The organism is Micromonospora parathelypteridis (genome assembly GCF_014201145.1).
Lineage (GTDB): Bacteria > Actinomycetota > Actinomycetes > Mycobacteriales > Micromonosporaceae > Micromonospora > Micromonospora parathelypteridis.
This window is the reverse complement of sequence record NZ_JACHDP010000001.1, coordinates 3,099,436-3,117,243: the sequence shown is the minus strand read 5'-3', so window position 1 is coordinate 3,117,243 and position 17,808 is coordinate 3,099,436. Positions and strand designations below refer to the sequence as shown.

Here is a 17,808-nt window from a genome sequence, read left to right as displayed (position 1 = left end):
CCCGTGGTTGCCCTGGTCGCCTACCGTCGGTGCAGCGACCGCAAACCCTGTCAGGAGGCACCCTTTCATGCGCAGTGAGCTGTTCTCCTCGGAGAATTTGGAGAAGGAGTCCGCGCAGCCCGGCATGCGGCTGCAAAACTCCAAGATGTTGAAGATCGAGCTCAACGGCGAGGCGATGGCCCGGGTCGGGTCGATGGTCGCCTACCAGGGGAATGTGCAGTTCCAGGCGCTGGGCTCGGGCGGGCTCGGCAAGTTCCTCAAGCAGAAGCTCACCGGCGAGGGTGTCCCGCTGATGAAGGTCTCCGGCCAGGGTGACGTCTTCCTCGCCGAGCTGGCCAAGGACGTGCACATCATCGACCTGGAGCCGGGTGACGCACTCTCCATCAACGGCTCCAGCGTGCTCGCCTTCGACTCGACCCTCCAGTACGACATCAGGATGGTCGGCGGTGCCGGAATGGCCTCCTCGTCCGGCCTGTTCAACTGTGTCTTCAGCGGCTACGGACGGATCGCCATCACCACCAAGGGCACCCCGGTCGTGCTCAACGTGGACGCCCCGACGTACGTCGACCCGCAGGCCGCGGTCTGCTGGTCGGCGAACCTCCAGACCGGCTACCACCGGGCCGAGCAGATGGGCCTCGGCACGCTGCTGGGTCGGCGGACCGGTGAGTCGTTCACGATGAGCTTCGCCGGCCAGGGCTTCGTGGTGGTCCAGCCGTCCGAGGAGCCGCCGGTCATGGGCAGCGGCCAGCAGCAACAGGAGGGCGGTCTGCTCGGCGGTCTGCTGAGCTGACCACCTCGGTGTGGGCGCTCCCGGTCTCGGGGGCGCCCCGCACGGTCAGGTCAACTCACCCGTGCGCAGTCGGGCCAGCCAAGCCGCCGCGTCGACGTAGTCGGTGTCGGAGAGGCCCGCTGGCGCGGGCACCGGGCGCTCGCCGGCCGCCCCGGCCCACCGGTGCCGGGGGTACGAGCCCAGGAAACGGACGTCGGCGCAGACCCGGCGCAGCCCCTGCAGCGCCTCACCCAGCCGTACGTCGGCCACGTGCCCGGTGCAGTCCAGGAAGAAGACGTACCGGCCGAGCGCCTCGCCGGTCGGGCGGGACTCGATCCGGGTCAGGTTGACCCCACGGACGGCCAACTCCATCAGCACGGACAGCAGCGCACCGACCCGGTCGTGGGCGATGTAGACCGCGAGCGAGGTGAGGTCGTCGCCGGTCGGCGGCGGGGGCGGCCCGGGGCGGGACACCAGCACAAACCGGGTCACCGCGTCCGGGTGATCGGCGATCTTCTCCGCGAGAGTCGCGAGCCGGTGTCGGGTCGCCCCGATCGGCGCGCAGATCGCGGCGTCGTACTCGCCGGCGCCGGCGCCGGCCGCGGCCGCGCCGTTGGAGAGCACATCGACCACCACGGCGTCGGGCAGATGGTCGCGCAGCCAACCCCGGCACTGGGTGGACGCCTGCGGATGGGCCGCCACGGTGTGGATCGAGGTCAGCGGAGTGTTGGGCCGGGCGCCGAGCACGAACTCCACCGGCAGGATCACCTCCCGGGTGATCACCAACGGGTCCCCCTCGGCCATCTCGTCCAGCGTGACGCCCACCGCGCCGCCGATCGAGTTTTCCAGCGGCACCAGCGCGGCGTCGGCATCCCCGACCCGGACGCTGTCCAGGGCCTCCCCAACGCTGCGGGCAGGCGTAAGGGTGCCGCGCTCGGCGGCGGGGACGGAGCGCAGTGCCTGCTCGGCGAAGGTGCCCTCCGGCCCGAGGTAGACGAAGCGTGTCGGCGGTGTTCCCGGCATGCCGGTCAGCCTACGCACTCGGCCGGGTGACCGGACCGGCGTCGCAGGCCAGGGCTCGAATCGCGGCGGGGGCGGTGGCGCGTACCTCGATGGTGCAGACATCGGTGCCGGCGGTGACCAGCGCCGGCGCGGTGGGCTGGCCCCTGGTGACCACCTGGAGCTCCTCGTGCCCGGTCACCTCCACCAGGGTGAACTGCCAGTCGGCGGCGCAGAGCGGCCCGGTCTGGACCTGGACCCGGACGTTGGCCGGGAGCACTCCTGCCCGGCCGCGCAGCAGTTGCACCACCCGCTCTGCGGTCGGCCCGTTCCGGCAGGCCGTCGCGACGAGCCCGGCGTCCGGAGTGGGTGTCACCCCGCCGAGTGGCGGTGCGGTGGCCGGCGGGGTGGCGGGTGCGGTGCCCGTGCCGGTTGTCGTCGGGGCTGCGGTGCGGGTGGGCGCGGCAGTCGGCTCCCGCAACTCGGGTGGGGCGCCACAGCCGGCCAACGCCACGACGGTGAGCGTCGCGAGCGCGACCGGCAGGATCCGGGACGCCGTCCGGGCAGGGGCGCGGTCAGCCGCCCGGTCGCGGGTCGCCGGTGGGATGTGGACCGTCGCCCGCGGTGGGGAAGACGCGGGGCGGGGCGGGGTGAACGGCACGGGCCGATCCTCGGGACATCGGAGAATTCGTCGCGGCCGGGATGGCCGAGCCCATCGTAGGGTGAGCGGCCGATCGGGTGAAGCTCAGCCGGTGACGCGATGCCCGGCGCGTTCCAGCGCGGCCGTGCCCTCGGTCAGTCGGACGGCCGGGACCAGCAGATAGTCGGTGTCGAAGGTGGAGAACGTGACCACGCTGACCCGTGCCTCGGCGAGCGGGTCGACGAGTGCGGCCAGGCTGCCGGTGTCGGCCAACTCCACCGGGGCGGTGACCCGTAGACAGCGCCAGGCGGTCTCCACCACGGCCTGCACCGGTGCCCGGTCCGCCGGGCAGATCACGGAGATCCCGTCGGAGGTCCAGCTCACCGTCACCACGTCGGTGCCCCTCAGCCCGTTCGACAGCGCGTACGGCAGGGCGGTGCCGGCGGCCAGCCGCCACACAGCGTATTCCCCCGGCAGCAGAGCGATATCGAGCATGAGGGCACCCTACGGCCTGCGCGCGTAGGCCCACCCCAGCAACGCCGTGTGCGGCTCCGCCGCAGGTCAGACCATGTGCGGCTCCGCCGCAGGTCAGACCTCGGAGAAGAAGGTGAGCGACCCGGCGACGTTGCCGTCGGTGAGCACCGGGGTGGAGATCGCGTCGACGGTGGCATCGGAGCTGTTCGCCGAGGCGGCCTGCACACGGAGTAGCCCGCGAGCGAGTCGACCGGAGGAGAGCGCCAGCAGGGGCGGGATCTTGTCGATCTCGGCCTCGGTCAGCTCGCCCCGGTTGGCGGTGAAATCGAGGAGACGTAGCCCCCCGTCGAGCAGCGGTCGCCCGATCAGGCCGTCCGGCTCGCCCAGACAGAGCAGCTCGCAGCCGGCCGTGGAGATCGCTATCACCCGGGTGGCGGCATCGATCAGCACGCAGGGCTCGGCGGCTCGGGACACCGTCGAGGACCATTGGCCGACATTGTCGGACTCCGGCTCTGTCGAGACCCGTGCCGCCGGCACGAACGCTTCCGAGAGCGAAAGTTCGACGTGGGCCACCGCGCCTCCTATGTGCACCGATCGACTGTCCACGCTAGCGGGTCGCCGACGGAATCACCGAGCGCACCGGGTCACCGAGCCGCGCAGCCCGAAGCGTGGCGGCCGGTGACGGCGCGAGAACCGGTGAGGTGTACGGGGGGACCGGCGTCGCGTGGCGTCGCTGGTGAGGTTACCGGCGGTGAGCCGGCTTGTCAGCGGCCGTTCGGCCCTCGTCATACCACCGGTAGTCGGCTGTTGGACGGTACGTGCCGTTCAGCCAGGTGCCGGGGTGCTGAGCAACCCGGGAAAGCTTCTCGGCGGTAGCGGGGCTGATCCGGCTGCCACCGGCCACAAGGAGCCGGTCCAGCTCCCGGTGGGTGGCCATCAGGCAGTCCTTTGGAAGGCCGTAGACGCTGATCACGCCGGAGCCGACGAAGGTCAGCACCGGTGTCACCGGCACGGTCAGCCCCACCGCGTCGGAGAGGGCCTTGCTGGCCCGCTTGGCGTCCCGGCGGGACTCGGCCACGTACGGAGGACGCTTGCCGTTGATCTGCACGACGTCCCCGGCGACGAGCACCCTTGCCCGGCCGTGGTCGGCGATCGTCACGGCGAAGAGGCCGCTCGGCCCGATGGCGAGGAACCCGGCCCGATCGTCCTGACCGCGGTCGAGGACATCTGTCACGTCGGTGCGTGGCCACTCGATGACGTGCCAGGCTGGCCCGAGGTGGTCGAGTTGACCCAGCGCCCGAGCCCCGGCCGCCTCCAGACGGCGCGCACCCCGTTCGGCCCGACGGCGACGGGCCCATTCGAGCGGTGTCGGACGGGCCGGTTCGAGAACCCCGGGCGTATCGACGCGGGGGTGTGGCACCGCCACGGGCGGCAGTGCCCGAGCGGACGGTACGGCTCGTCGTGCGGGAAAGACAGTCATCGCGACCTCCGGCAAAAGGTCCCTCGAAGTTATGTCCTCACTACCCTACGTTGCCACTACCGGTGTTCTGCAAGCCGGAGCGCCGGAGTGACTGTGGATGAATGCCATATTCATCCACAGTTCTTTTCTCGGATGCCGCCAAACCCTGCCCTACGCTGCGGTAGTGACCCACTACGTCGACAGCGAAGTCGGCCGGCTCGGCACCGTCCTGCTGCACCGGCCCGGGCCCGAACTGGCCCGGCTCACCCCCCGCAACAACGACTCGCTCCTGTTCGACGCGATCCCCTGGGTGGGGCGCGCCCAGGAGGAGCACGACGCGTTCGCCGCCGCTCTGCGCGAGCGCGGGGTCGAGGTGCTCTACCTGGCCACCCTGCTGACCGAGACGCTTGCCGTCGCGGACGCCCGTGCCGAGCTCACCGAGGAGGTGCTGCGCTCCCGGCGGCTCGGTGACACCCTGCGGGCCCGCGTCGCCGACCACCTCTCCTACCTGGACCCGGCCGCCCTCGCCGACGTGCTCACCGCCGGGCTGGCCCACGAGGAACTGCGGATCAGCTCAGAGCGGCCGGGTGGGCTGGTCTACACACTGATGGACCGACACGACTTCGTTATCGACCCGTTGCCGAACCTGCTGTTCACCCGCGACTCGTCGCTGTGGATCGGCGATCGGGTCGGTGTCACCAGCCTGGCCATGCCGGCCCGCAGCCGCGAGACCACCCTGACCGACGCCATCTACCGCCACCACCCACGCTTCGCCGGCACCGAGTTCGTCTACCGCCCGAACCTCGAGCACCTGGAGGGCGGGGACGTGCTGCTGCTCGCACCCGGAGTGCTGGCGGTCGGGGTGGGCGAGCGGACGACACCGGCCGGCGCCGAACGGCTCGGCCGGCAGGTCTTCGCGGCTGGCCTGGCCCACACCATCCTGGTGGTGCCGATCGCACAGAAGCGCGCCACCATGCACCTCGACACGGTCTGCACGATGGTCGACGTGGACGCCGTGCTGATGTACCCCAACATCGCGAGCACACTGTCCGCGTACACGGTGATCGCCGGCGCGGACGGCGAGGACCCGCGCGTGGACGGGCCGGCGCCGTTCCTGCGGGCTGCCGCCGACGCGATGGACCTGGACCTGCTCCGGGTCATCGACACCGGACTGGACCCGGTCACCGCGGAACGCGAGCAGTGGGACGACGGCAACAACACCCTCGCACTGGCGCCCCGGCTCTGCGTCGGCTACGAGCGCAACACCGAGACCAACGCCCAACTGGAGCGAGCCGGCATCGAGGTGATCCCGATCGCCGGCTCCGAGTTGGGCTCCGGCCGCGGCGGGCCGCGCTGCATGTCCTGCCCGATCACCCGCGAGCCGCTCCGCGCGGAAGGGTCCCCTGGACCAGGGGACCCTTCCTGACGTCAGCGGAGGGTGAGCTGGCGGCCGAGCAGACCCTGTCGGGCGCGCCGGCCGGCGGCGTCGAGCGGGTCGGTGGCGGTGAGCGCCTCGGCGTACCGCTTGGCGAACTGCGCCACCGGCTCCTCCCACTCGGACGCCGGAGTCTCCTCCGGCAGGTCCCAGACCGGCACCAGCCGACCGTGTGCGCGGAACATGCCGGCGAACTTCGTCTGCTCGCCGAGCGGCAACAGGCCGGCCGCACCGAGGCGGGCCAGCGCGTCCAGGGCGGCGTCCTCGTCGTCCGGCAGCACCCAGCGCACGTGTGCCTTCTCCGGGACCTGGCACCAGTACGCGGCCTTCGCCGCGGTCAGCCGCACCGTCGGGTAGATGGCCGCGTTCGCCCGCTCCAGCGATGCCTGGACGGTCGGGTCGTCGGCGGCCCCGGGGTCCAGCCAGAACTCGAACCCCTCATGCATGCTGATCTCCAGCGGGCCATCAACGAGGATGTCCTGCAGGCGAGGGCCGGGGCCGGGCAACGGCGGCACGGTCACCTGGCCACCCGGCTCGGTCCGCAGCGCGCTGAGTAGCGCCTCGGCCAGGTCCCGGGAAACATCACCGGACTGCTGGTGGCGCTGGAGACCGATGAGCACCCGGCCGTCCGGCTTGGTGATCGCCGGGGCGGCCATCGGCAGCACCGTGGCGAGCGTCACCGGCCGGTCCCCGAACTCCTCGACGAGGGCGGGTGTCAGCCGCAGCGGCGCGGAGGCGGCGGGCACCAACTCGCGCAGCGCGATCCACTCGGGCTCGTCGACGAGCCCGTCGAACGGACGCGGCACGAAGATGTCCCGCACCTTGTCTCGGCGGGGGGCGGTGTCGGCGGCGGGGCGCTGGCTCTTTCGACGCTTACTCACGGCGTCACAGCCTAGTGCAGTGCCGCGTCGGTTCTTCGGGGGTTGGAGCGGACCAGGTCGGCCGCGTAGGCGGGCCGGGCCGAGCAGTCTGCTCTTGAAGGGGTGGGCGCGCCCGTAATAGAGTCAGCTCCTTTATCGACGGATCTGCATGGAGTGCCGGTGTCGCGCAAGACCGGGAAGCCCTCGTACGTGCGTCAGGCCCAGGCGGAGCAGACCCGCCGGATGCCGCTGACCGTCGTCATCGTGCTCGTCGTCGTGGCCGCGCTCGTCGGTGGGCTCAGCGGCTTCCTCATCGCTCGGCCCGACAGCACCACCCGCGCGGTCGAGGAGTTGAAGGCACAGGAGGCCGTGCGGGACAAGCAGCAGATTCAGGAGCTGACCGCCGCCGTAGGCGACTCGCAGAAGGCGATCAACACCCTGCTTACCGCGTTCGACGGGGCATTGGAGAAGGGCCAGCCCGCCGACGCCGCCATGGTCCAGGGTTGGCAGACGACGATGAGACAACTCGTCGCGAAGCTCGCCGAGAGCCCGTCCGGGGCGACGGCAACCAATGTGGCCCGTGGCGGATTCCGTGGGGCGGTCAACGACTTCGCGCTCACCGTCGACCTGTTCGCGGCCGCGCAGGCTGGCCCGGAGGCGCAGCGTCCCGGTCTGATCGAGATCGTGAAGCGGTCCCGGACGGGCGCCGCGACCGCATGGTCGGTGGCGGCGGCCCAACTGGACCAGATCAACGTCGACGCCGGCCTCGGGCACCAGCACGTCTACCTCACCGGCCAGGGCGGCGGCGAGCCCGAGGGCCACACCGACTGACCGGCCCGAGGGCTGACTCACTCGGCACCGGTCGAGGCCGCCTGGACGAACGAGACGTCGCCCTGTTCCAACGTCAGCCCGCCGGCACCAGGTCCGGTCGGTGTGTCGGCGCCGGGTCGAACTCGGCCCAGACACGCTGGCCCATGCCGTCCCGCTCGACGCCCCAGCGGGTGGCCAGACCAGCCACGATGTGCAGCCCTCGCCCGTCCGCGGCGTCGGCGCTGGCCGTCCGGATCCGGGGTCCGGTGCTCGCGCCGCCGTCGGTGACCCCTAACTGGATCACTGCGCCCTCGGCCGAGGGCCGCAACCGCCAGGCCACCCGGACCACTCCGCCGGGCAGTGGTCGGGCGTGCCGCACCGCGTTGCCCACCAGCTCCGCGAGCACCGCGATCAGATCCGCCAAGAGCGTCGGGGGTACGACGTCCGCCAGCTCACCGGCGAGCCGGTGCCGGGCCAGCCGTGCCCCGGCCGGGTGGTGGGGAACCACCACGCACCAAGCCCGATCCCTCGCTGCCGCTGCCACCGTCGCCTCCACGTCGCGTCACCCTCGGTCAACCGCGCGGTAGCCGCACCTCTGCGACCGTACCGCCGCCGGTCCTCGGACGTAGGGATACCCATCCATTCTGCTGTTCAACGATTCGGCGGACGAGATAGAGGCCGAGCCCTGCCCCCGGGTAGCCGCGCCGGTCGCCGGACTCGCCCTGCCAGAACCGGTCGAACGCCCGCTCCACGTGCTCCGGGCGGATGCCGATGCCCCGATCGCTGACCCGGAACGCCACCAGTTGGCCGTCGACCGAGGCGGTGATCTCGATCGGAGTGTCCGGGGCGGAGTACTTGCCGGCGTTTGTCGTCAACTCGGTCAGCACGGTGGCCAGGCTGGGCCGGTGGCCGAGCACCTTGGGCAGGTCGGTCGGGAGGAGGACCGTCAGCCGGCGCCGCAACTCCGCCGGCAGGTCCACGACGGCGGAACGCAGCGCGTCGCCGAGGTCGAACAAGGCGGGTGGTTCATCCCCCGGCCCCGCCTCGGCCGCCGAGCTGAGGAGACGGTCGACCAGCCGGGCCAACTCGTTCGCGCGTTGCCCGATCACCCGGGCAGCCTGCCGTCGGTCGACCTCGGTCAGCGACTCCCAGTGGTCGGTGAGGGTGTCCGCGTACCCCTTGATCACGGTGACCGGGGTGCGCAGCTCGTGGCTTGTCACCGCGACGAACAGATCCCGGTCGTGGTCGCGGCGCTGCTGGTCGGTGATGTCGCGGAAGGTGACCACCCGCAGCGTGCCCGGGCCGGGCAGGTCGCCGGAGGTGATCCGCAGCCAGCGACCGTCCGGCATCCGGTGGTCTCGAACCTGGCCGGAGGGCGGCAGCGGAAACGGCAGTGGGCGGCTCAGCGCCTGCTCGACCGGCCGGCCGGTGACCTGGGCGGCGGCCGGGTTCCAGAGTCGGACGTGCCCGTCCCGGTCGACGACGGCCAGCCCGTCGGCGAGTGCCGCCACCACCGGCCCGTCGCCGTGCACGGGCAGGCCGGTCTGGTCGCCGTACATGTGCCCGACGCAGGACGCGAGGTAGGCGATCACTCCCTGCCGTTCGGCGCCCGGCTCGTCATCGCTCGAGTAGAGGGCGTGCAGACTGCCGACGGTGTGGCCGCCGATCTCGGCCCGGGAGACCACCATCTGGCGTAGGCCACTGCCGGCCAGCTCGCCGGCCAACTTGCCGTTGAGGTGGCTCACCCGGACCTGTTGCACCCGTGGCCCGGCGAGCAGGCAGACGGTGTCCGGGTCGTCGACCGCCAGCGGACGGCCGAGGGCCCACTCCGCCGCGCCGGTCGCGGCGATCACGCGACCGCCGGTCGGACCGAACTCGACGAACGCCATACCTGTCGCGCCGAGGGCTGGCTGGGCCACCCGGAGCAGCTGGGTGAGGACCGGAAGGCCCGCTTCCCCCGAGTTGATCATCTCGATCACGATGGTGTGGCCAGCGAGGAGAGCGGGAAAATCGATACGCTCCAGCATGTGCCGAGTCTGCCCCGCCGACGAGGATTTGGGCACCCCCGCCCGGTCAGCGGTCCAGCCGGGCGAGGGCGTACGCGGGCCGATCAGTGATGATCCCGTCCGCACCGGCGGCCAGCGCCAGCTCCAGGTCGGTCGGTTCGTTGACCGTCCAGACGTACACCTGGTTGCCGGCCATGCGAAGAGCGGGCAGCAGTTTCGGACGGGCCCGGACCAGGCCGATGCCCGGCCCTGCGATCCGGGCGCCGAACGGCAGCCGACCCAGCCGCAGCCAGGGCGGCAACACCTCCAGCAACAGCACCGTGGGCAGCTTCGGAGCGAGCTCGCGTACCCGGCGGACGGCCAGCGGGGAGAACGACATGACGGTGATCTGCACCGGGTCGTCCGGCGCCGGGTCGGCCAGCCCGTACCGGCGCAGCAGACTGACCAGTCGCCGTTCCACATTCGAGCCGTAACGGGACGGATGTTTCGTCTCCACCAGCAGCCGGACCGGCCGGCCGGCGGCGAGCACCGCGTCCAGCAGTCGGGCCAGCGTCAGCAGCCGGGTGTGCGACTCGTCCGGCGGTAGGTCCCCGCCCGGCGCGCTGCCCGGATGCCACGAGCCGAAGTCCAGTGCGTCCAGCTCGGCGAGCGTACGCGCGCTGACCAGACCGCGACCGTTGCTGGTGCGGTCGAGTCGTCGGTCGTGCACGCAGACCAGGTGCCCGTCCCGGGTTAGCCGGACGTCGCACTCCAGGCCGTCGGCGCCCTCGTCGAGAGCGCGCAGGTAGGCGGCGAGGGTGTGCTCAGGGAGGTCGTACGAGGCGCCGCGGTGCGCGAAGACCAGTGGCCCAGCCATCCCGGCCGCCTCAGATGACCTGGCCGGGCTGCCCGTTCGCGTCGACCACCGGTCGGCCGACGGCGGCCCACTGGCGCATCCCGCCGTCGGCGTTACGCACCTGCTCCCAGCCGTTGTTGATCAGGTAGGCGACGACCTGGGCGGAACGCCCCCCGGAGCGGCAGACGACCGCCACGTCCCGGTCGGTGGGCACCTCCGCGAGCCGAGCTGGCAGCTCCATCATCGGCAGGTGGTGGGCATGGGGAGCATGGCCGGCCGCCCATTCGTCGTCCTCCCGCACATCCAGCAGGTAGGTCTCGTCGGCGATCTCGGTCACGGGCACGGTGGGAACCTGGGGTCCGAACACAGGAAGCAACATTAGATCCTCGTCGACCGGATCGACACCGACCTGGCCGTCGGCACTGTCACAACCGGGTCACCCAGCGCGGGTTGGCCTGCGCCCAGCTCGGCATCGCCCGGCCGCGAACCGCCTCGAAGAGCCCGTTGCCCCCGTTGTCGAGCACCACGTACGACACCTCGTTGATGGTCTGTGGAGACGACGGCACCTGGATGCCGCGCATCCCGTCGGGCGGCAGCGCGCGCAGCGCGAGGAGCAGATCCTCCAGGGGTACGCCGTTGGTGTCGACGGTCAACGAGCCGCCCACCGCCCGGAGCACCTGGTCCAACTTGACCGGGTTGCTGCGCAGGTCCGCCTTGCCGGCGCTGTCCAGCATCGCCCGGAGCAACTGCTGCTGGTGGTGCTGCCGGTCGTAGTCGCCGCCGGGCAGGTCGTAGCGCTGTCGTACGTAGTCGAGCGCCTGTGCCCCGTCCATCTGCTGGCATCCGGTGGGGAAGACCCGGTTGGTGTGGATCGAGCGGACCTCGGTGTCCACGCACATCTCCACCCCGCCGAGCAGGTCGATGACCTTCCGGAAGCCGGAGAAGTCGATCAGCGCGGCACCGTCGAACTGGATTCCGGTGAGCCGGTTGAGGGTGGCGGAGAGCAGTTGGGCCCCGGCCTGCCCGCCACCGCCGTGCTCGTACGCCGCATTGATCTTGTCTTGACCCCCACCGAAGCCGTTCGCGGGCGGGATGGCGACCAGCAGATCGCGCGGGATGGAGACCAGGTAGGCCTCCCGCTGGCCGGCGGGCACGTGCACGATGAGGATGGTGTCCGAGCGTTGGTCCGGTCCGGTGTCGCCTGGGCGCCGGTCGGAGCCGACCAGGAGATAGTTGAGTGGCCCGTCCAGGTCGGTCCGGTCGGTGCGGGCGTCGGGGTCGAGCAGTTGCTCCTTGGTCACCGTGCGGTCGTACCGGTTGCTGAGCGTCTCGAGCCCGGCCAGGGCGAGCCCGGACAGCAGGACGAGGGCCAGGCCGATGCCGAGCAGGATCCGCGACCCGCGGGCGCGGCGTGGTCGGGCGGTCGGGGGCACTCCGGCCCGGCCCGCCGCGTTCCGTCCCGACCTGGACGTGACAGCCTCCCCGCGGCCGATACGTGAAACCTGCTCACGTCAGGCTACGGGCGGTGACGGTGCCGTCGCCGGGTTTCGTGACTTCCGGCCACTGCCCTCACTTGCGAGTGGAGATCACCTCGGGGTGGGTGAAGACGAATTCGGCGAGCTTGTCCTGCTTGACCGCCCGGAACATGGCAAGCGTCTCTTCGCTCAAGGCCTCGTTGCCGTTGCCATTGCCGTTGAAGGTGCCGTTGTTGGTCTTGAGCATGGTCAGCTCGTTCGCGGTGACCCCGCGCATGGTGAAGATGAAGTTCTCGATCGGCACGCCGCCGGTGTCCAGCACGAGCGCCTTACCCGCCGTCTTGACCAACTGCTGGAGCTTGGCGGGCTTGGTCAACATGCCGCCGTCGGTCGCCTTCCGGGCCATCGCCTTGATCAGCTGCTGCTGGTTCTGCTGCCGGTCGTAGTCGCCGCCGGGCAGTCCGTAGCGCTGCCGGGAGTAGTCCAGGGCCGCCCAGCCCTCCATCTCCTGGCAGCCCTTCTTGTGCAGCACCGGGGTCATCTTCTTGCCGGTCTTCTTGGCGTCGGCGTTCCACATCGGCTTGCCGTCGACGAACGACATGTGCTTCGACTTGACCTCGTGGCTCACGCAGATCTTCACCGTGCCGAGGGTGTCGATGACGTTCTTGAAGCCGCCGAAGTTGATGATCGCCGCGCCGTCGAAGCTGACGTCGGTGAGTCGCTGGATCGTCTCGGCCATCAACTGTGCGCCGCCCTCCCACCCGCCGCCGTTGCGGGCGCCGACCTCGAAGGCTGCATTGATCTTTCCGTTGCCGCCGGACCAACCGCTCTTCGGACGGGACGGGATGTGCGCCTCGGTGTCCCGGGGGATGGAGATCAGGTACGCCTGGTCGTGCGTGGCCGGGATGTGCAGGATGATGATGCTGTCCGAGCGGACATCGTCGGCCGCCCAGCGCTCCCGCGCGTCCACGCCGAGCAGCAGCATGTCGATCGGCCCGTCCAGGCTCGCCCCGCCCTCGGCGTCGGACTTGCCGGCCCCACCCAGCAGGTTGCGCTGGGCGATGTCACCGGTCGCCTGACCGATCATCACCTTGGTGCCGACGACGGCGGCCCCGCTGGTGAGCATCAGCACCGCCCCGAACACCACGGTCAGACGGGCCCAGAGCGGGTCCTTGCGCTTGGTCCGCTTCTTCGCCGACCCACCGCCACCCACCCGGCCGCCATCGCCACCGCCGGGCGGGCGACCGCCCGGCCCGCCGCGCGAGGGGCGGGCCTGCACTGGTATGGCTGCGGCGACACGGCCGCTGGGGGCGGCGGACCCGGGGGACGAAGGGCGACGACTGGCCTGAACCGGCATGCGTGCTCCAGCTCGTGATCAGGAGGGGGCGGCACCACTGTACGTACATCAATTCGACTTGGCGAGTTCATCCCGGGTCAATCCGGACGTCTTTTTCTCGTACTCAGTCGATCGTCGTCACTCGATGACCCGAACGGCCGGGTGGCCGTCGGGCCGCCGACAGCCGTAACGGCAGGCCGTCCCCCTGATGCGGTCAGCCGCCGTTGTTGCCCTTCGGCGGGTTGGCCTTGACCCAGTCCGCCATGGTGTCCGCCGACATGGCCCGGTACATGGCGAGCGCCTTCTCCCGGTCCGAGACCACCACGGACTCGCCGTTGATCGTGTCGCTGCCCGTGTTCGGGCTGGTCACGAAGGTGAGGTTCTGGCCGCGCAGATTGCGGAACTGCAGCGCCATGTCTGTAACCGAGAAACCCTGGTCGACGGTTACGGCCGCGGTGACCGACTGGAGGAAATTGTTGAGCTTCCCCGGGTTCGCCAGCGTGCCGGTGCTCGCCGCCTTGTCCATCAACGCCCGGAGGAACTCCTGCTGGTGCCGCATCCGGGCGAAGTCCCCGTCCGGGAACTGCTTGCGCTGACGGATCCAGTCCAGCGCCTCCGCGCCGTCCATGTGGTTGGTGCCCTTGGTGAACGTCCGGTACGGCTTGTGGATTGAGGTGATGGTCCGCTCCACCTTGAGGTCCACCCCGCCGAGGGCGTCGGTGACCTCCTTGAAGCCGCCGAAGTCGATCGCCATCACGTGGTCGATCCGAACGTCGCTGAAGCACTCCACGGTGCGTACCGCCAGCGGCAGCCCGCCGAACGCGAACGCCGCGTTGATCTTCGCGCGCTTGCCGGAGTCGCAGTCCGCGCCGGCGCTCTCCGGGATCGGCACGTAGAGGTCGCGCGGGATGGAGACCAGGTACGCCTCCTGGTGGTCGGCCGGGACGTGCATCACGATGATCGTGTCGGCGCGCCACTGACTCTTGGTGTCGACCGGCGCATCCGGGTCCCGCGAGTCGCTACCGACCAGCAGGATGTTCAGCGCGCCATCGACGGTCTTGGTCGGCCTGCCACCGGTGATCTCCGCGAACGGGTCGGTGCGAGCCAGGTCGCTGTTGAGATTGCGGGCGTACAGCCAGGCGCCCACGCTGCCGAGCAGCGCCAGCACCAGCACCGCGATCCCCGCCACGAGGGCGATCCGACCCCAGCGCGGTCGCGGGCCACGCCGCCCCGACCCGCCGGTGAAACCCGGACCACCGGGCCCTCTCGGCCCCGCCGGGCCGCCGGGCCTGGGCTGCTCCTCGTCGTACGACGGATAGAAGCGCGCCTCGGTCGGGCGGGCACGCCCGGTGGCACCCCGATCAGGGCCGGGTACCGACGCGCGTCCGGCGCTGCGGTGCAGGTGCGGACGCGGGACGCCGGCAGACGAAGTCGCAGACATGTAACTCAGGGTACGTAGCGGGAGCCACCGCCGCCTTCAGGCGACACTCAGAGAGAGCCGATGCCCGACGAACGGTTACCCTAGCCGCGCCCGGAAGTACTCGATCGTGCGTCGCAGGCCGTCTTCGGGCGCAACCGTCGGCTCGTATCCGAGCAGTTCCCGGGCGAGCGTGAGATCGGGCCGACGCATCTCCGGGTCGTCGGAGCTGCGCGTGACGTAGGTCACCTGCGAGTTGCTGTCGGAGAGCGACACGATCAACTCAGCGAGTTGCCGCATGGACAGCTCGTGCTCGGTGCCGCAGTTGACCGGGCCCGTTTCGGTCGAGTCGAGCAGCAGCAGGATGCCCCGCACCAGATCCTCGACGAAACAGATGGACCGGGTCTGGTTGCCGGTGCCGTGCACGGTGATCGGCTCGCCGCGCAGCGCCTGGGAGATGAAGGTGGGGATGGCGCGGCCGTCGTCCGGGCGCATCCGCGGGCCGTACGTGTTGAAGATCCGGACGATCGCCGCGTCGAGCCCGCGGTAGCGGTGGTACGCCATGGTGGCCGCCTCGGAGAAGCGCTTCGCCTCGTCGTAGACGCTGCGGACCCCGATCGGGTTGACGTTGCCCCAGTAGGTCTCGCGCTGTGGGTGCTCCTTCGGGTCCCCGTACGCCTCGGAGGTGGAGGCCATCAGGAACCGGGCGCCGTCGGCGACCGCGCGCTCCAACAGGTGCAGGGTGCCGACCGAGCCGACGCGGAGGATCTCCACCGGCAGTTGGGCGAAGTCGGTGGGGCTGGCCGGTGAGGCCATGTGCAGGATCGCGTCGAACCGCTCGGCCAGTGCCGGGTGGTGGCTCGGCAGGCCCTCGGAGATGTCCGCCTCGACCAGGGTGAAGGTTGGCCGGTCCAGCAGGTGGGCGACGTTCTCCTTGGAGCCGGTGACGAAGTTGTCCAGCGCCACCACCGTGCAACCACGGGCGATCAGGACGTCCACCAGGTGCGACGGGACGAAACCGGCTCCGCCGGTGACGAGGACGCGGTGACCGGACCCGAAGCGCTCAGCAACCTTCATGGCGCTCAGCCTACCGACCCCCATCTGCGCGGAAGGGACCCCCGCTGACGCGTGGCGTCAACAGGAGTCCCTTCCTGGCAGTGCGCGACGATCAGTGGGCGCCAGCTCCGGTGAGGGAGCGAACCTCCAGCTCCGCGTACTTGTCCTCGTCGTGCTCCTTGGAGATGACCGTGCCGATCCACCCGCACAGGAAACCGAACGGGATGGAGAGGATGCCCGGGTTGGACAGCGGGAACCACTGCCAGTCGTGGTCCGGGAACATCGAGGTCGCCGCACCGGAGACCACTGGCGAGAAGAACACCAGCAGTACGGCCGAGAGCAGGCCGCCGTAGATCGCCCACACCGCGCCGGAAGTGTTGAACCGCTTCCAGAACAGGCTGTAGAGGATCGCCGGCAGGTTGCCCGAGGCGGCGACCGCGAAGGCCAACGCCACCAGGAACGCCACGTTGAGGTTCTGTGCGTAGATCGACAGGGCGATCGACACCGCGCCGATCACCAGGGCGGAGATCCGGGCGACCTTCACCTCCTGACGCTCCGACGCCTCCCCCTTCTTCATGACGTTCGCGTAGAAGTCGTGCGCCAGGCTGGACGAGGAGGCCAGGGTCAACCCGGCGACCACCGCCAGGATGGTGGCGAAGGCGACCGCCGCGATGATCGCCAGCAGGGCCGCCCCACCTAGTTCGCCGCCGAAGAAGTCGATTCCGAGTGCTTCGGCCAGCTGTGGTGCCGCGGTGTTGCCGGCCTTGTCCTGCGCGGTGATCGCCGAGCTGCCCACCAACGCCGCCGCACCGAAGCCGAGGGCCAGGGTGAGCAGGTAGAAGGTGCCGATGATGCCGATCGCCCAGAGCACGCTCTTGCGGGCCGCCTTCGCGGTCGGCACCGTGTAGAAGCGGATCAGGATGTGCGGCAGACCGGCGGTGCCGAGCACCAGGGCGATACCCAGGGACAGCAGATCCACCTTGTTGTAGAAGGTCTGTGTCGAATTGCCAGCGACCTCGACGCCGTACCGCAACCCGGGTTCGAGGAACGCGCTGCCCTTGCCGGAAGCCTCGGCCGCCTGGCCCAGGAGTGCCGACAGGTTGAAGTTGAACTTCGCCAGCACCAGGATGGTCATCAGCAGCGCGCCGCCCATGAGCAGGAACGCCTTGACGATCTGCACGTAGGTGGTGCCCTTCATGCCACCCACGGTGACGTAGATGATCATCAGCGCGCCGACCATGATGATGGTAGCGATCTTCGCGGTGGACGCGTCCATGCCGAGGAAGGTCGTCCCCGGCCGGATGCCGAGCAGCAGCGCCACAAGCGCGCCGGCGCCCACCATCTGCGCGAGCAGGTAGAAGATCGACACCGTGATGGTGGAGACCGCCGCCGCCGTACGCACCGGACGCTGGCGCATCCGGAAGGCCAGCACGTCGGCCATCGTGTACCGACCCGAGTTACGCAGCAGCTCCGCCACCAGCAACAGGGCCACCAGCCAGGCGACCAGGAAGCCGATCGAGTAGAGGAAGCCGTCGTAGCCGTAGAGGGCGATGATGCCGGCGATGCCGAGGAACGAGGCGGCCGACATGTAGTCGCCGCCGATCGCCATGCCGTTCTGGAAGCCGGAGAAGGACCGGCCGCCCGCGTAGAAGTCGGTCGCCGTCTTGGTCTGCCGGCTGGCCCAGATCGTGATGGCCAGGGTCACCGCCACGAAGACCAGGAACAGCGTGATCGTCAGGTTGCGGGCGGTGTGGTTGCCCGCCTCAGCCGCCAGGTACGTCTCAACCGCGTGGACCTTGCTCATGGGTCACCTCCCCGATCTCTTCGCGGATCCGGTCGGCGATTGGGTCGATCTTCCGGTCCGCGTACCGGGAGTAGAGCCAGGCGATCAGGAACGTGGAGACGAACTGGAGCAGGCCGAAGACGAGCGCGACGTTGATGTTGCTGCCGAACAGCTTCGTGCCCATGAAGTCCCGGGCGTACGCGGAGAGAATGACGTAGAGCGCATACCACAGGAAGAACGCGACGGTCATCGGGAAGACGAAGCCGCGCAGCGCACGCCGCAGCCCGGCGAACTCGTCCGACCGTTGTACGGCCAGGTACTTGTCCGACTGGGAAGCGGCCGGAGCGGGTGTGTCCGTGGACATCTGTGGATCACCACCTTCACAGGCGTCAGAGGAGTTTCGCGCACGGTAAAGAGCGCACTCCCCGACACGGAAGGCTGAGATCGACGCCGG

The 17,808-nt window shown here is 70.3% G+C and carries 19 protein-coding genes; 3 read left to right on the top strand and 16 right to left on the bottom strand.

Annotation, left to right across the window (positions count from 1 at the left end):
- The first annotated feature begins 67 nt into the window (after positions 1-67).
- On the top strand, positions 68-790 hold the full coding sequence (locus HNR20_RS13905; protein ID WP_184179839.1) for an AIM24 family protein: 723 nt from the start codon (positions 68-70) through the stop codon (positions 788-790).
- A 45-nt stretch (positions 791-835) separates the two neighbouring features.
- Here the strand turns inward: HNR20_RS13905 and pheA are convergent, their stop codons facing one another.
- The 5 genes from pheA to HNR20_RS13880 form a co-directional block, all read right to left on the bottom strand.
- Positions 836-1,792, bottom strand: coding sequence for a prephenate dehydratase (gene pheA / locus HNR20_RS13900; protein WP_184179836.1), 957 nt, complete (start codon positions 1,790-1,792; stop codon positions 836-838).
- Positions 1,793-1,802: 10 nt separating this feature from the next.
- Positions 1,803-2,429, bottom strand: a complete 627-nt coding sequence (locus tag HNR20_RS13895) for a hypothetical protein (RefSeq protein ID WP_308425404.1) — start codon at positions 2,427-2,429, stop codon at positions 1,803-1,805.
- 84 nt (positions 2,430-2,513) lie between these two features.
- The gene (locus HNR20_RS13890) at positions 2,514-2,903 is read right to left on the bottom strand and encodes an ACT domain-containing protein (protein ID WP_184179833.1); all 390 of its coding nucleotides are present in this window, start codon (positions 2,901-2,903) and stop codon (positions 2,514-2,516) included.
- Between the two features lie 93 nt (positions 2,904-2,996).
- Positions 2,997-3,455, bottom strand: a complete 459-nt coding sequence (locus HNR20_RS13885; protein ID WP_184179830.1) for a hypothetical protein — start codon at positions 3,453-3,455, stop codon at positions 2,997-2,999.
- 169 nt (positions 3,456-3,624) lie between these two features.
- The gene (locus tag HNR20_RS13880) at positions 3,625-4,362 is read right to left on the bottom strand and encodes a hypothetical protein (protein ID WP_184179827.1); all 738 of its coding nucleotides are present in this window, start codon (positions 4,360-4,362) and stop codon (positions 3,625-3,627) included.
- A 163-nt stretch (positions 4,363-4,525) separates the two neighbouring features.
- On the opposite strand from HNR20_RS13880, the gene HNR20_RS13875 reads away from it, so the two are divergent.
- On the top strand, positions 4,526-5,767 hold the full coding sequence (locus tag HNR20_RS13875; protein WP_184179824.1) for an arginine deiminase: 1,242 nt from the start codon (positions 4,526-4,528) through the stop codon (positions 5,765-5,767).
- Positions 5,768-5,769: 2 nt separating this feature from the next.
- Here HNR20_RS13875 and HNR20_RS13870 read toward each other — a convergent pair whose 3' ends face one another.
- Positions 5,770-6,657 (bottom strand): DUF5926 family protein, encoded by an 888-nt coding sequence (locus HNR20_RS13870; protein ID WP_184179821.1) that lies wholly within the window; start codon positions 6,655-6,657, stop codon positions 5,770-5,772.
- A gap of 159 nt (positions 6,658-6,816) precedes the next feature.
- On the opposite strand from HNR20_RS13870, the gene HNR20_RS13865 reads away from it, so the two are divergent.
- Positions 6,817-7,467 (top strand): hypothetical protein, encoded by a 651-nt coding sequence (locus tag HNR20_RS13865; protein ID WP_184179818.1) that lies wholly within the window; start codon positions 6,817-6,819, stop codon positions 7,465-7,467.
- Between the two features lie 73 nt (positions 7,468-7,540).
- Here HNR20_RS13865 and HNR20_RS13860 read toward each other — a convergent pair whose 3' ends face one another.
- From HNR20_RS13860 to HNR20_RS13815, 10 genes are all read right to left on the bottom strand, one after another.
- Positions 7,541-7,957: an ATP-binding protein gene (locus HNR20_RS13860; protein ID WP_229687033.1), complete on the bottom strand. Its 417-nt coding sequence runs from the start codon at positions 7,955-7,957 to the stop codon at positions 7,541-7,543.
- A gap of 61 nt (positions 7,958-8,018) precedes the next feature.
- Positions 8,019-9,473 carry a PAS domain-containing sensor histidine kinase gene (locus tag HNR20_RS13855; RefSeq protein ID WP_184179816.1) on the bottom strand — a complete coding sequence of 485 codons (1,455 nt, stop codon included), beginning with the start codon at positions 9,471-9,473 and terminating at the stop codon, positions 8,019-8,021.
- Positions 9,474-9,519: 46 nt separating this feature from the next.
- Complete coding sequence (locus HNR20_RS13850; protein WP_184179814.1) at positions 9,520-10,308, bottom strand: glycerophosphodiester phosphodiesterase; 789 nt, start codon at positions 10,306-10,308, stop codon at positions 9,520-9,522.
- Positions 10,309-10,318: 10 nt separating this feature from the next.
- Positions 10,319-10,654 carry a rhodanese-like domain-containing protein gene (locus HNR20_RS13845; RefSeq protein WP_110564760.1) on the bottom strand — a complete coding sequence of 112 codons (336 nt, stop codon included), beginning with the start codon at positions 10,652-10,654 and terminating at the stop codon, positions 10,319-10,321.
- A 58-nt stretch (positions 10,655-10,712) separates the two neighbouring features.
- Positions 10,713-11,720, bottom strand: coding sequence for an LCP family protein (locus tag HNR20_RS13840; protein ID WP_444543397.1), 1,008 nt, complete (start codon positions 11,718-11,720; stop codon positions 10,713-10,715).
- Between the two features lie 136 nt (positions 11,721-11,856).
- On the bottom strand, positions 11,857-13,119 hold the full coding sequence (locus HNR20_RS13835; protein ID WP_184179812.1) for an LCP family protein: 1,263 nt from the start codon (positions 13,117-13,119) through the stop codon (positions 11,857-11,859).
- 193 nt (positions 13,120-13,312) lie between these two features.
- Positions 13,313-14,539: an LCP family protein gene (locus HNR20_RS13830; RefSeq protein ID WP_184179810.1), complete on the bottom strand. Its 1,227-nt coding sequence runs from the start codon at positions 14,537-14,539 to the stop codon at positions 13,313-13,315.
- A 75-nt stretch (positions 14,540-14,614) separates the two neighbouring features.
- A complete protein-coding gene (locus tag HNR20_RS13825; protein ID WP_184179808.1) occupies positions 14,615-15,592 on the bottom strand; it encodes an NAD-dependent epimerase/dehydratase family protein in 978 nt (325 codons plus the stop codon).
- 91 nt (positions 15,593-15,683) lie between these two features.
- Positions 15,684-17,375 (bottom strand): monocarboxylic acid transporter, encoded by a 1,692-nt coding sequence (locus HNR20_RS13820; RefSeq protein ID WP_184179806.1) that lies wholly within the window; start codon positions 17,373-17,375, stop codon positions 15,684-15,686.
- Positions 17,353-17,718 (bottom strand): DUF485 domain-containing protein, encoded by a 366-nt coding sequence (locus tag HNR20_RS13815; protein WP_110564755.1) that lies wholly within the window; start codon positions 17,716-17,718, stop codon positions 17,353-17,355. The genes HNR20_RS13820 and HNR20_RS13815 overlap by 23 nt, the downstream gene beginning before the upstream one ends.
- Positions 17,719-17,808: the final 90 nt, after the last annotated feature.

What these genes read in the sequence shown, in the direction of transcription:
- HNR20_RS13905 (WP_184179839.1), top strand. Translation starts at nt 68, where the DNA reads ATGCGCAGTGAGCTGTTCTCCTCGGAGAATTTGGAGAAGGAGTCCGCG.
- pheA (WP_184179836.1), bottom strand. Translation starts at nt 1,792, where the DNA reads ATGCCGGGAACACCGCCGACACGCTTCGTCTACCTCGGGCCGGAGGGC.
- HNR20_RS13890 (WP_184179833.1), bottom strand. Translation starts at nt 2,903, where the DNA reads ATGCTCGATATCGCTCTGCTGCCGGGGGAATACGCTGTGTGGCGGCTG.
- HNR20_RS13880 (WP_184179827.1), bottom strand. Translation starts at nt 4,362, where the DNA reads ATGACTGTCTTTCCCGCACGACGAGCCGTACCGTCCGCTCGGGCACTG.
- HNR20_RS13855 (WP_184179816.1), bottom strand. Translation starts at nt 9,473, where the DNA reads ATGCTGGAGCGTATCGATTTTCCCGCTCTCCTCGCTGGCCACACCATC.
- HNR20_RS13850 (WP_184179814.1), bottom strand. Translation starts at nt 10,308, where the DNA reads ATGGCTGGGCCACTGGTCTTCGCGCACCGCGGCGCCTCGTACGACCTC.
- HNR20_RS13835 (WP_184179812.1), bottom strand. Translation starts at nt 13,119, where the DNA reads ATGCCGGTTCAGGCCAGTCGTCGCCCTTCGTCCCCCGGGTCCGCCGCC.
- HNR20_RS13830 (WP_184179810.1), bottom strand. Translation starts at nt 14,539, where the DNA reads ATGTCTGCGACTTCGTCTGCCGGCGTCCCGCGTCCGCACCTGCACCGC.
- HNR20_RS13825 (WP_184179808.1), bottom strand. Translation starts at nt 15,592, where the DNA reads ATGAAGGTTGCTGAGCGCTTCGGGTCCGGTCACCGCGTCCTCGTCACC.
- HNR20_RS13820 (WP_184179806.1), bottom strand. Translation starts at nt 17,375, where the DNA reads ATGAGCAAGGTCCACGCGGTTGAGACGTACCTGGCGGCTGAGGCGGGC.
- HNR20_RS13815 (WP_110564755.1), bottom strand. Translation starts at nt 17,718, where the DNA reads ATGTCCACGGACACACCCGCTCCGGCCGCTTCCCAGTCGGACAAGTAC.